This is a genomic window from Pseudoalteromonas phenolica (genome assembly GCF_044788725.1).
Classification (GTDB): domain Bacteria; phylum Pseudomonadota; class Gammaproteobacteria; order Enterobacterales; family Alteromonadaceae; genus Pseudoalteromonas; species Pseudoalteromonas phenolica_C.
This window is the reverse complement of record NZ_CP173161.1, coordinates 3,778,786-3,790,981: the sequence shown is the minus strand read 5'-3', so window position 1 is coordinate 3,790,981 and position 12,196 is coordinate 3,778,786. Positions and strand designations below refer to the sequence as shown.

12 protein-coding genes are annotated in these 12,196 nt (G+C 42.3%); 8 read left to right on the top strand and 4 right to left on the bottom strand.

The genetic code is table 11. The annotated features are described in order from the left end of the window. The first annotated feature begins 45 nt into the window (after positions 1–45). From ACH784_RS17160 to ACH784_RS17140, 5 genes are all read left to right on the top strand, one after another. Positions 46–546, top strand: a complete 501-nt coding sequence (locus ACH784_RS17160) for a hypothetical protein (RefSeq protein WP_404392256.1) — start codon at positions 46–48, stop codon at positions 544–546. 164 nt (positions 547–710) lie between these two features. Next, positions 711–1,547: a LysR family transcriptional regulator gene (locus ACH784_RS17155; RefSeq protein WP_404392254.1), complete on the top strand. Its 837-nt coding sequence runs from the start codon at positions 711–713 to the stop codon at positions 1,545–1,547. A gap of 165 nt (positions 1,548–1,712) precedes the next feature. Beyond that, positions 1,713–2,858, top strand: a complete 1,146-nt coding sequence (locus ACH784_RS17150) for an alpha/beta hydrolase-fold protein (RefSeq protein ID WP_404395304.1) — start codon at positions 1,713–1,715, stop codon at positions 2,856–2,858. A gap of 78 nt (positions 2,859–2,936) precedes the next feature. Continuing rightward, positions 2,937–3,719: a substrate-binding periplasmic protein gene (locus tag ACH784_RS17145; RefSeq protein ID WP_404392252.1), complete on the top strand. Its 783-nt coding sequence runs from the start codon at positions 2,937–2,939 to the stop codon at positions 3,717–3,719. Positions 3,720–3,947: 228 nt separating this feature from the next. Continuing rightward, a complete protein-coding gene (locus tag ACH784_RS17140; protein ID WP_404392250.1) occupies positions 3,948–4,166 on the top strand; it encodes a TIGR02450 family Trp-rich protein in 219 nt (72 codons plus the stop codon). Positions 4,167–4,196: 30 nt separating this feature from the next. On the opposite strand, the gene ACH784_RS17135 is transcribed toward ACH784_RS17140, so the two are convergent. Continuing rightward, the gene (locus tag ACH784_RS17135; protein WP_404392248.1) at positions 4,197–6,323 is read right to left on the bottom strand and encodes a winged helix-turn-helix domain-containing protein; all 2,127 of its coding nucleotides are present in this window, start codon (positions 6,321–6,323) and stop codon (positions 4,197–4,199) included. A gap of 200 nt (positions 6,324–6,523) precedes the next feature. On the opposite strand from ACH784_RS17135, the gene ACH784_RS17130 reads away from it, so the two are divergent. Beyond that, positions 6,524–8,074, top strand: coding sequence for an MBL fold metallo-hydrolase (locus tag ACH784_RS17130; protein WP_404392246.1), 1,551 nt, complete (start codon positions 6,524–6,526; stop codon positions 8,072–8,074). A gap of 57 nt (positions 8,075–8,131) precedes the next feature. On the opposite strand, the gene ACH784_RS17125 is transcribed toward ACH784_RS17130, so the two are convergent. The 3 genes from ACH784_RS17125 to ACH784_RS17115 form a co-directional block, all read right to left on the bottom strand. Then, positions 8,132–8,362 carry a helix-turn-helix domain-containing protein gene (locus tag ACH784_RS17125; protein ID WP_404392244.1) on the bottom strand — a complete coding sequence of 77 codons (231 nt, stop codon included), beginning with the start codon at positions 8,360–8,362 and terminating at the stop codon, positions 8,132–8,134. Next, positions 8,359–8,481: a hypothetical protein gene (locus ACH784_RS17120; protein ID WP_404392242.1), complete on the bottom strand. Its 123-nt coding sequence runs from the start codon at positions 8,479–8,481 to the stop codon at positions 8,359–8,361. Before ACH784_RS17120 ends, ACH784_RS17125 begins: the two co-directional genes overlap by 4 nt. Positions 8,482–8,931: 450 nt before the next feature. Continuing rightward, positions 8,932–9,540: a PKD domain-containing protein gene (locus ACH784_RS17115; RefSeq protein WP_404392240.1), complete on the bottom strand. Its 609-nt coding sequence runs from the start codon at positions 9,538–9,540 to the stop codon at positions 8,932–8,934. Positions 9,541–9,782: 242 nt separating this feature from the next. Between ACH784_RS17115 and ACH784_RS17110 the strand changes: the two genes are divergently transcribed. Next, entirely contained in the window at positions 9,783–10,424 is a 642-nt protein-coding gene (locus tag ACH784_RS17110; RefSeq protein WP_404392238.1) for a hypothetical protein, read from the top strand. A 22-nt stretch (positions 10,425–10,446) separates the two neighbouring features. Next, positions 10,447–12,165 (top strand): hypothetical protein, encoded by a 1,719-nt coding sequence (locus tag ACH784_RS17105; RefSeq protein WP_404392236.1) that lies wholly within the window; start codon positions 10,447–10,449, stop codon positions 12,163–12,165. The last annotated feature ends 31 nt before the right edge of the window (positions 12,166–12,196 follow it).

Sequence of the window (12,196 nt, the reverse complement as noted above, 5' to 3'; positions counted from 1 at the left end):
TCCTTTGCTAACATCAAAATGTTTGCAATAAGAAGGAAAATTGAAATGCGTTACTTATCTATTTATATCAATGTATTGGCTTTGTTTTTTGTGGCGGGTGTGAGTGCATCTCAAACGCAAAATGAGGCTGAGATCGAGCAGTTGTTTGTCAATTATATGGCGAAATATAACCATTACATTCAGACTGGCGAGTTACAACATGCACCGGGTTTGTATCATCCGCAGGTGATGTTGGTGTCTGATAAGCGGGTGCCGAGTGTAGTGACAGAGGCGCAGTTGTATAGCCAAATCGAGGTGTTTTTAGACTCACTGAAAAAGCGCGGTGTAAGTAAAGTGAACTGGCAAAAAGTCGATATTCATTTATTAAGTAATAATATGGCGCTTGCCAGCAATGTGGCGATTCGGTACAACAAACAAGGTGAAGTGGTCGACAGAGTGGGCGCGAGTTATACCTTATCAAAACAAGATAAGGGGTGGCGCATTGCGGCATTTGCGGTACATCCGGTCGATAATGCTTTTGTTTTTAATACCAATACTCTTAATTAAGCGAGCTATTTTGAGGCAAGGAAAACTTGTCGATAACGAGGCGGAAATTTTGCTATTTAGTTGTTCTAAAAAAGAAATTTTCAACGAAGTTAGCGTTAGTTTTAGTCCCTAAAAATGATTGAGTATTATTGTGGATTGGTATTACCCAATAGTGGCGAGAGAAGATGGAAAACTGGGACGATTATCGACTGCTGCTAGCGGTGCAGCAAAGCAATAGTATACGTGCTGCGGGTGAGCGCTTAGGGGTGAATCACAGCACTGTGTCTCGGCGCATGCAGAGCATCAATCAAAATCACCCATTTAAGGTGTTCGAAACAACGGCATCTGGGATAGAAATCACGGAATATGGCGCAGTTTTGCTGCAAACTGCACATAAAATGCAAGACCTGATGGCTGAGCAGGCTCGTACCTTGGCGAGCCAAGATTTTTCGCAAAGTGGCGCGGTGAGTTTGTCTTTACCGCCTGCTATTTTGCAGTTTTTATTACTCGACGAACTTGCGCTGTTCCAACAGCAACATCCCGATATTCGCCTTACCGTTTTTACTTCTTATGACTTTGCCAACCTCGACAGTGGTGAGGCCGATGTGGTTATTCGGGTATCGAACGATCCCGGCGATGAGCTAGTGGGTCACCGGGTTTTCCCTATTCAAGTCGGTTACTTTGCGTCGCGAGAGTATTTAGCAAATACACCGCCTGAGCAGCGGGTTTGGATCACTGGTGCGAATAGCGATTGGGTGAAAAATACACCTTTTGCTGAGTTGCCCGTGCGTTATTTGGTTGAAGATTTAGTGACTCGGCACACTATGGCTGCAAAGGGCTTGGGCATGATCCGCGGTGCCTGCTATATCGCCGAGCATTACCCAGAGCTGGTGCCTGTGATTGATGAATTTACGCCATTTCAAGATCTGTGGGTGCTTACTCACCCTGAGCTTCGTGATACACATCGTATTAAAACGGTGATGCAGTTTTTGTTAGGGGTTTTGCGTAAAAAAAACGGTTAGATAAATACACTTTTTGTATATAAAGTCTATTTTTGAGCATAAATTGTTCCTTTATTAAACCCGATATTCCTGTTAAGTTGGATTTGTAACCTACTTATTTTTAAAGGATTAGTCGTGCATTTACTTAAACCTTTGGCACTTTCTCTTAGCTTAGCTCTGTCTGCAATGGTTGTTTCTCCGCTGGCGCTTTCTCAAACATCAGCAACCGAAGAACGTGCTGAATACACCCAATTTACCCATGTGTTTAAATCGAACATTTTAAATGAAGAGCGCACAGTCATTGTGCAGCTACCAAAAAGTTATAAAGCTCAACCTGATAAAGTGTATCCGGTTATTTATCGTTTAGATGGTGCAGGTAATCTGCCTTTGATCACCTCTGTGATTGAACGTTTGCAAAACGACAATGCCGCACCAGAAGCCATCATAGTGGCAATTGAAAATACCGAGCGATTGAGAGACTTATATCCGACCGTGAATGAAGAGCCACAAGGTCCTGTAGGGCTAGGGGGCGGAGGTAAAAAGTTTTTAGACTTTTTTGAAAAGGAGCTTATCCCGCTAATCGACGAAAAGTATCGCACCCATGATTATAAAATTATTGGTGGTGCATCGGCAGCAGGGGTATTTGCACTTTATGCAATGACCGAAAAACCGACCCTGTTCCAAGCGCATTTAGCTTACAGCCCAGCTGTGTGGTGGAATTATGGCGCTGCAGTCACTCGCACAAAAGAGTTTTTAAAGAAAAACAAAACTTTAGATAGCTATCTTTATATGAATATTGGTGAGGAAGCAGGTGTAATGCGTCAGCGTTATAATGAGCTACTTCTGAGCCTTAGAATGGATAAGCCTGCAAAACTTAAACTTGTTGAAGATAGATTTGATTCAGTCTCTCATAACCTAACGTCTGCGGCAGGCGCCTTTAATGCCTACCATAATTTGTTTATGGCTAAGCAAATGCCGTTGAAAAAGCTAACATACGACATGACCTCTATTGATGCATATTACAAAAAGCTCTCTGAGCAATGGGGCGAAAAAGTCGCACCACCAGAGAATGCAGTTAGGCAGTTAGGCTATCAGCTAATCGGCATGCGCAATCACGATAAGGCCATTCAGGTCTTCGCGCACAATACCAAGCTGCATCCCGACTCTGTCAATGCGTGGTGGGGGTTGTCTTATGGCTATGAACAAAAAGAAGATAACAAAAAGGCGTTAGAATTTTTAGAAAAGGCCGTAAAGCTTGCTGATAAATCATATCCTTATTACGACATGCTGATGAATACACAGACACGGCTTAAGGCTGCTGTGAATTTATAACCGCCATGTTTACGATAGCGGAGCAAAATAGTATTTGGTGGTTATAATTAAATGATGGCCAGTATTTATAGGTAAATTATGAAACACTGTTTTCTTATTTATTGTTGTTTATTTGCCTGTATTGCAATGGCTGAAAGCCCACGCTTGTCGGTGGTGTTTGAGCATAACCCACCTTTTCAAACTATTGATGCTGAAAATAAAGGCCATGGGCCAATCATTGATTTTGCTGAGCTATTAGTTGCATCAGCAAAATCAAGCTCGGAGTTTGAGGCTGAGTTTAATGGAAAGCCGTGGGCGCGGATCATGGAAGTAGATGCCTATCAGCCCAATACGCTTATTCTGTCTATTTCTAAAACCCCACAACGAGAACCGCATTTTACTTGGTTGACGCAAGTTTATACTGGTCAGCAATATATTTGGAAAGTGAAAGGGCGAGATGATCCTGAAAACCAGCCATTGCAAGTTGCTGTTGAACGTAATGCCCATAAAATGATGAGTATTAAGCATCATTTTGGTGAAGAAAATGTGCTTAAATCTCTCAATTCTGCACAAGCGCTGCATGCACTATTAAGAGGTCGAGTGGATAGATTTGTAGGCACGGTTTTCGCCGTTTCGGGTAAGTTGAAATCGCTTGGTCATAACATGAATGAGTTACAGCGTTTGGCGAAGTTTGATGATTCAGGGTTCGCTAGCCAAGGTTTATCGTTTGCACTCACCCTTGACTCAGATGAACACATCGAGGCGGCGCTTCGAAAAGCATTAAAGGATCCTAAAGTTGAGCAGGCAAGGGCCAAATTACAGCAGCAGTTTGAAGCGTCGGAGCGCCAACTGATGGCGGGATATTATACCAATCCTCAATAATACTTAATCATTTTGAGGGATTAAAACTGACGGTAGCTTCGTTGGAAATTTCTTATTTAGAACAACTAAATAGCAAAATTTCCGCCTCGCTACCGACAAATTTTACTTGCCTCAAAATAGATCACTTAATTAAGAGGATTGGTATTAAGCCTTTTCGTCGCAGGCTGATCAATTTGGCGATTTAAAGCGTAAACACTCTCATATTCTAGAAAAGCACACCGTAAACTTATGCAACATATGCTAACCCCACGCAAACTGTTAAACAGCAAATGGACCGCCGTTCACCCGCAATCAAAAGAAAAGCACTTTATGGTGACCTGTGTTGAGTTTGATGAAGAGGGTCGCGTGAATGAATGCATCATCGAAGCGGTGATGACCAAGCGCGAAATAGAGATTAACTGGCGCGATCTGAAAAATCCCAAAGTGTGGAAAATGGGCTGGCAGTAATTATTAAGATATTAGTTATTAAGGTATTAGTCATTCAGACTTTAATAATGCAATATTTTGGTCTAGGGAGATAACTTGCTCAAGCAATAATTTGTTGTCTCGAATATCTGTTATCTTCCAAGCAAATGCTTTTAAAGGCGTGAGTTGCTCAATAAATTGACCATCAAGGTCGTATCTATTCAAGGTTTTACTGTCAAAACTATAGCTGACTATCTCACCGTCATGCAGCTGCATACTTTTACCATTGAGCTCAGACAATAACCTGCTCTTTGGTTGAACATCGTCTAATAAGAGTTTAAAAACACGACCGTTTTCATCGCTGTAAAACAGTATTTGTTCAAAGATCCAAAGCTGTTTGATACCCGACAGCGGGTAAGGTGTGAGTTCTGCTGTTGTGATATTAAGTTTAAATAAAGTATCGGAGTTGGGTGTGTTTGCAGTAACAAAAAGCTGTGTGTCATCGGCCCAAGCTAATACCTGATTGAGAGGGAGCCTAGTGTCTATTTGTTGGTTTTTACCCGCCAAGTTTATGATATTCGCTTTATTTCGGCTCACCACTGCTAGCTGTTTACCGTCTGGGGACCAGCTAAATTGTGAAATAGGGTGTTGCTGTATCAAGTGGCTGAGCTGAGTTGTTTGTTCGCCTTGCCAAAGCCAAATCTGATCTTGTCCGCTGCGGTTAGATATAAATGCGATTAGCTCACCATTAGGTTGGTATTTAGCGTGACGGTCTTGGCTGGTGGCACGGGCTAAACTCGGATAAGGAAGTTGTTGTCGGTTTAATCCGTTAGGGGTCGGTGCTGGAGTTTTACCTGATACATTGATTTCAGCTATATCTATGTCTTTTCGGCCCGTGATGGCCAGTAACGAAGAGTTATTAGGGTGCACTGTAATGGCCGATAGGTTGGTTTGAGGTGTGCTGATTTGCGACACCTTGCCGTCAAAAGTTATGCGATAAAGTGCGCCATAACTGGTTACCAATAAATGCGCGCCATTTGCTGAAAACTGTGCGTCGAAGCGCTGATTTTGCGCAAGAAAATCTGGTAATAAAAGAGCTGTATTTGCGAGTATCTCACCTTGTTGGTTTAACACAATCAAACGAGAGCCTGCGCTTTGACTATTGCTAAACAGGGCAAATTTTTTACTCTCTTGATGATAACTGAGGTGGTAAATCTCATCTTGCTCTGATTTATAAAGGGCGCTGAACTTCTTGCTTAAGTCATCGTAGAGTTGCAGTTGAAAGCGATCACCTTGATAGCGTAAAAACGCATATTGATGATTCTCGAGTGCAATAGGTTGGCGCAGTTGTGCTTTGCCGCAATCAAAGCGTGGCGTTGGTTGTTGAGGTTGGTTTAGTGCCTGAGCAAAATCTAGGGTAGCAATACGCCAGCACTGCTCGATGAGTGCCTCGCTATCATGCTTGGCTTGTTCGTCACATTGGTTATGCTCTACAAATACCAATGAGCGACCATCGGGAGTAAATCGGGTATCTCGATAAAACCCCGCTCGCGAGGTCAATTGTGTTTCTTGGCCATTGGCTACATTTTTGGCCCAAATATGACTCTGACAAGCATGTGTTGAGCGGTTAAAAACGATATAGCTGGCATTTGGATTGAAGCTGGCAAAGCTTTCATGTGCTTCGCTGTGAGTGAGCGTTTCAATATGTTGATAGCGAATATGGGTGTCGTGATTTAAATACCACACCAAGCAAGTGAGAAAAATGCTCATCACTAACGCTAAGATTTTAATGCGATTACTTGTTATTCGTTTAGGTTCTTCCTTAAATGCCTGATAAGTATGGTTAACTTTTTCTTTGTTAGTCAGCTGCGAATTTTCTGACCAGCGCACGGGCAGCATCAGTCGGTAGCCGATCTTAGGGTGGGTGGCAATGATGTGAGGCGACTTTGCATCGTCACCAAGCACCTTACGTAATCTCGCAATGCAGCGCTGTAATGCATTAGGCACCACTTCTGTACCTTGCCAGACTGTGGTCATGATCTCTTGATGGCTAACAACCTCGCCTTGCTTTTGTGCAAGTAAATAAAGCACTTGTAAGATCTTGGGTTCGACCTTGGTTTCTTGTTGCGCAAAAATAACAACAGAACGAGCGAGATCAATCTGGTGCTCAGCAATAAAAAAGCGAACTTGGTCGGTCATGGAGATCAATTACATGGGCTTGATTGCAAAAGTATACGGTCATCGTAAGTTGATGTCGATAACCAGGCTTAACTTGTAACTCACTGATAAATATAGACAACAGTAATTCATCAGCTTTTCATCACAGCACCATTGTTGTTTTGTGCACTCACTCAAGCATTTTAAAAAGTCTTCAGAGTGAGTGATTTAAGGATTTCACCATGGCAGCACAACAACAAAAAAATGCGATACAAAAATATATAAAGTACCCAATATTAACGGCGTTACTGCTAATGAGTAGCGCAAAAGTCACGGCGCACACGAGTGTCGATGAGATAATAAATAAAGCAGCAACGGCTTATGGCGCCGAGCAGCTATCGTCGCTGCAAAAAGTACAGTTTTATGATGAGCTATATCAATACGAGCAAGCACAGACAGGAATCGCCAGTGAAGGCTCACATGGAATTCAACTGAGCCAGTTTACGCAGCAATTGTCGATAGATTTTAAGCTGCAAGCTAAGGTATTTAAGCGTGCGGAGACTCGGCTGATAGGCAATCATGGCAGTGAAAATATGGTGGTACTAGAGCGCCGTTTTCACGATAACAAGGGCTACTTGGTCGACCATTGTCAGGCCCGCTACCGAGAGGTTGACGGCTTAAAATGGCATAACGTGGATTTTGGCTTAGCCAGCAGCATAGATACCTTGGTGATAAAGCAGCTTACAAATAACAAGTCGCAATTATCATTAAAAAATAGTGTGTATATACAAGGTGTAAAACACGAAGTTATCGAACTAACTCAAAACGGTACTAACAATGTGCTTTATATCAATACACAAACAGGGCTACTAACTCGGCTGATAAAAACGCGGGGCGAGCACAGCATTCACTATGATTTTTTAGCGTACAAAAAAGCCAAGGGGATCAGTTGGGCGAGTGAAGTCTTAGTCAGTCGCGATAGTAAACCTATCTCACATATCGTTAATCGACAGCTAAAAAGTCATTTTGACCAATCAGTATTTACTGGCGTCACGGCAGAATATAAGGAGTTTCAGCAAGAGGCTTATTTAGACTTTCCGACGCCGACAGTGAATGAGTTAGAAAAAGGCGTGTATTTAGTAGGGCAAGGCTGGGGGTTTAGTTTATTTATTGATAACGGCGACCATTATATTTCGGTGGGTGCATGGCAAATGCCTGATGATACCTTTGGTTGGCAGCAGCGTTTAGCGTTACTGCAGCAAACAACGGGCAGCAACAAGCCAGTAAAGGGCTTTGTTGTGACCCACCATCATGACGATCATCTAATGGGTTTAAACGGAGTCGTAAAGCAAGGTGCAGCATTGTATGTGTTACCCGAGCACGAACCTGCAGTAAGAGCGAGCATTTCAGAGCCGCTGGCAGATACACAATTAAAACTCATATCCCATGCAAGTAAACTAGGTGATGGCAAGATCCGACTGCTTGATGTACCAAGCAGTCATGCTGCACACAATTTAGTGGTGTACTTACCCGGGCATCAGATACTGTTTGCTGAAGATATGTTTGGCAGCAGTTTTGCGAAAGGCTTTGACTCACCAAATAGCTGGCCGATGCGCGATGTGTACGCTAGAACAAGCAAGCTTAATCAAGCCATTCAGCAAGCTAACTTTAATGTTCAAACCTATGTTTCATCTCATCATGGCCGCGTTTTTTCTCAGCAAGACTTTATTGACATGCTGCAATTGCGCTGCCCGAGTAATAATGAGCTACAAAACAGGCTGTTTAACAAATAAAAAAATAGCGAGTAATCGTCGACTCGCTATTTTACCTAACGTTTGGAGGAGTTAGGGTTAGACGGTTTGCTGGGCGAGCCGAGAGTCAATGCTGGCGATATTCGCCATGAGTTGCTCTTTCACCCTTTGCAGGTGTTGCTGTCGCTGTTCAGGGGCTTGTTTGGCAAAGCGAAGCGCGCTGTAAAGACTGCGTTTCGAAACTTGATACTTGTTGGCGGCTTGCGACAGGCTGGTTTCACCTATCATCACGCTTAACATGGCTTCGTGTAAGTCTATTTGTTTGCTCATTTCGCTTTCTCCTTGGTGTTTCTAGTGGCTTGTTTCTCTTCATGAATAGGCCAAACGCTGATATTTGCATACCAATCTAAGTGCCAAATTAACTGCATGGTTTGAATCAAGTTGTGCATGTGAAAACCCCTGTAATAACTGCGTTGCAAACTAGATATAGAAAGACTTGTGCCAGAGTTTTAAGCTCTTGATTTATTTGGTTTTGTTTTTTGTGGTTTAGAGCTGATGCACTACTTTTGTGAGCAAATCAGGTAACTTGCACTGTTTCAGCGCATGTTATGAGCGCTATAAAATAGTGGATTTGAAGTGAGAGAGGGCTTATTGAAATAGGCTTTTAAAAGCGAAAAATAACTAAAATGTGATGTTTTGCAGGGGAGCATGACAGCAAAAATAAATTCATTTTTACCCTTTATGGGTATTTTGAAAGGTGATTTTGCAGCCTGAAAAGCGAGATTGATAGTAAAAAAATCGTCACATTCAAAAAAAATAAAATTTTTTATTTGGTCTTTTGGCACTAAAAAAGGGCTAAAAAGCCCTTTTCATTATTTCAAAATTTAGAATGTTCAGCTTTATTTTCTTTTTCTACAAGCAGTGAAAAATAGTGTTGGTATTAGCCAAAACAATGAGCCGCCACCGCCATCTGATTGCTGTGTCTTGTCGGTCGGTGTAGTGGGTGTTGTGGTGGAATCTTCGGCGCTAATGGTATAAGAAATTTCTTCTGTAGTGACTTTGTGGCCCTCAAAAAAACCACTCAAACTTAAGTTAAACGTGCCTGCTTTTGTGGCTTCAAATTCATAATGGCTACCCTGATGTTCAGCGCCGTCATGGGCTGTCCAAACATAGTTGAGCTGAACAGGCTTAGAGGTTTCAAGGGCGGGTTTAAAACTGAGTTTTTCGCCGACTTTCGCGGTTTTTTCTCCTGAGATCGCGAAAGATTCAATCACAGGTGTTACGGCGTCAACTAGATGTTGCTTACTGTAACTGAGCTTGTCGTTAACAAACGCTTTAAGGGTGACTTGGTAAAAACCGGGTTGCTTGTATTCGTGGTTGGGTTTGGCTTCTGAGCTGGTTGTGCCATCGCCAAAATCCCATTGATAAGCGGTGATTTCATTGCTCAAGGTTGGTTGAGTATTGAGTAATAAAATCAGCCCTATTGTTGTGCTAGAAAGCATGCGCATAATTTCTCCTTTTTCCTTAGAGATGTAATTTTCATAACTGAATTAACGTTTGGATCTTATATCAAAGTTTTCAATAAAACACCAAAACCGGTCCGCTGGATACAAATATTAAAATTTAATGAAATGTTAATTTTTGCTCTTTCCCGGTATTGCGAACAAATATTAAAACCGATAATAATATTAATAGAACAACTACTCAGTTTGAGTGAGATTGTTCGCTTTTATTTCAAGGAATGGTGATTATGAAAGTTATTTTAGGAACGTCAGCGGCGCTTTTGGGAGCCGTTGCGCTAGCTATGCTTTTGCCTGAAAAAGCACAGCCTGAACTCAATGTACAGTCTACAGAAGTCGTTCAAGATGTTGTCGTTACTGATACTCTTGAAAATTCTTCATTGTTGATGAAATCTGACCTAACAGCCGATCTTGAGGTTGCGAAAGTGCAACAGAACGAGCCTGTAAGTATTTTTTCGTGGCAAATTAGACCGCTTGAAGAACTCCATGATAAACGCGAGTTAGAAGCCGAATACCGGTTTTTAAAAGAGCGTTTAGAAAGTTCTGAAGCAGTCGATCTGGTTAATAACAATAAATTAACAAATGAAGATATCGAAGCACTTCAAAAAACCTTTTCTCATCTAAATCTTATCACTGAGCGTTTGATAGAAATCGCCTCGCAAGAAGCTCAACAAGAGTTTGAGCAGCGCTATGGTTCTGATGCGTTTGCACAAGACATGGCTTTTGTAAAAGAGACGGTGAAACAAACGCTCGCAGAGCGAAAAAGTCGTCCAGCAAACTCTTCGGAGTCTGTTGAACCAATGGTTGAAGCAGTAAACGTAGAACAAGATGTTCTACAAGTCGTAAACCGAGTGGAAAACACTCAACAATAAAACTTATATAAGGATGAAAACAGTGAAAAAGACGCTTTTAACATTGGCGGTTCTTTCTGTGCCTGTCACCGCAATGGCTATGCCTAGCTTACGTGATGACTGCCAGTTTAGCAGCCCAATTCAATCAGGTGGAGCTGATATTTTATTCAGCCAAAACTGTAAAACAGCGTATGTAGCGCCGCCTAACACAGGTAAGGTAACGCTATCGGGTTATCATGAAACTCAAGGTACTGAGTTTTGTGGCAACTTAGACAATGCAAAAGCAACTTACGATGAGTCGCAAACACGTTCAAAAACGTGGCGTGACAAGTCTGAGGCTATTTTGCTTGAAGTTGACCCGCTGATTGATGCGAAAATTCAAGCTAACGCAGATCTACTTGAGCTGAAAGGCAATATCGATTACTGGGTATTCGAAGAGCTTAAAAACAGCTACGAGATGGCGTTACTTGCTTACAACGGTCGTTATGACGACTATAAATTCTGTCTGCAAGACGGTCTGCTAACACGTGAAGAGTGTCAGCAAAACCTTCGTGACACAGTTCAGGCATACTCTGATGCTCGTACTGAGTACAACCGTTACCGCAGTGATAACCGTATTGCACTAGCAAAAATCGATGAGCTAAAAGCAGATATCGTTCGTTTAGATGAGCAAATTGTTGCGCTAGAAGAGCGAGTGATTAAGTACGATGACTATGCGATGTCTATCGAAAGTCGTGCAACTTATAACTACATTGATTTAGCGAGCATTTACGGTGCAAATGCGAAGATGTTGTATACCTTAGACTACGACAGCTATGTTGATGGTATTCGTGCACAGAACGCGCATATTCCTCAGATCACGTCTTGGAAGCAAATGCCATTAGTGGGTGCTGAGTTCTTCACAAATATGAACCCAGATTTCATTAATACGGCTGATCCAAACATGGGCTCGTTAAAAGATTTAACGCCTATTCATACTATGAACACAGCGCAGAAGCTGATCAGTTTCCGTCCTAAGGGCTTCTCAAACTTGTACGAGTCTATGGATGGTGAAGACAAGTCAACTGAGCCAGGTGCATACATGAACAACATCGATCCGAATGATGTTGATGCACTGGTATACGGTAGCTTTGGCTCTGCAAGTTCAAACCTAGCTATGAACCTGTTTGGTGCTTGTCCGTTGAAGAAGCAAGGTGTGTCAGATACACAACTAGCGGCTTCATTTGATTCATATGTGCAAACTGGTTTGCGTTTACAATGGCTAATTGAAGTACCATTTGGCTACAAAGCGCAATACAAGGCTCACAACATTTTAAGCCAGTTCTCTTCGAACAAGTCGAGCGGTTTCCTATTCTGGAAAAAACGCAAGTCGAGCTTCTACGAGTGGGCTAAAAATACGCAAGATCTGAAGATTGAGTTCATCGATCCACCTCTATCTCGCTACTGGACTGAAGAAATGGAAGAAACTGTGCGTGAGTCAATCATGCGTCGTATCGCCTTCGGTGTACTAGATAGTGTTTATCCACGTATTTCTGCTGCACCACTGAATGATGCTGAGCATCAAGCATGGTCTAAAGGCGCACAACAAATTGGTTGTAGCTTTGGTCCTTACGGCTGTGCAATCGGCTGGGTAGTTGGCACGCTAGATAACCGTAAAAACTACTCACGTTTTTACAGTGACAAGAGCCGTTACTACACAGAAGAGTCGACAAAAGTCACTTATCTTCCAAAAGAAAAGTACTTAACTTTCTCTGCTCAATAAGCACCATCGCTAGGCCAACTTAGGTTGGCCT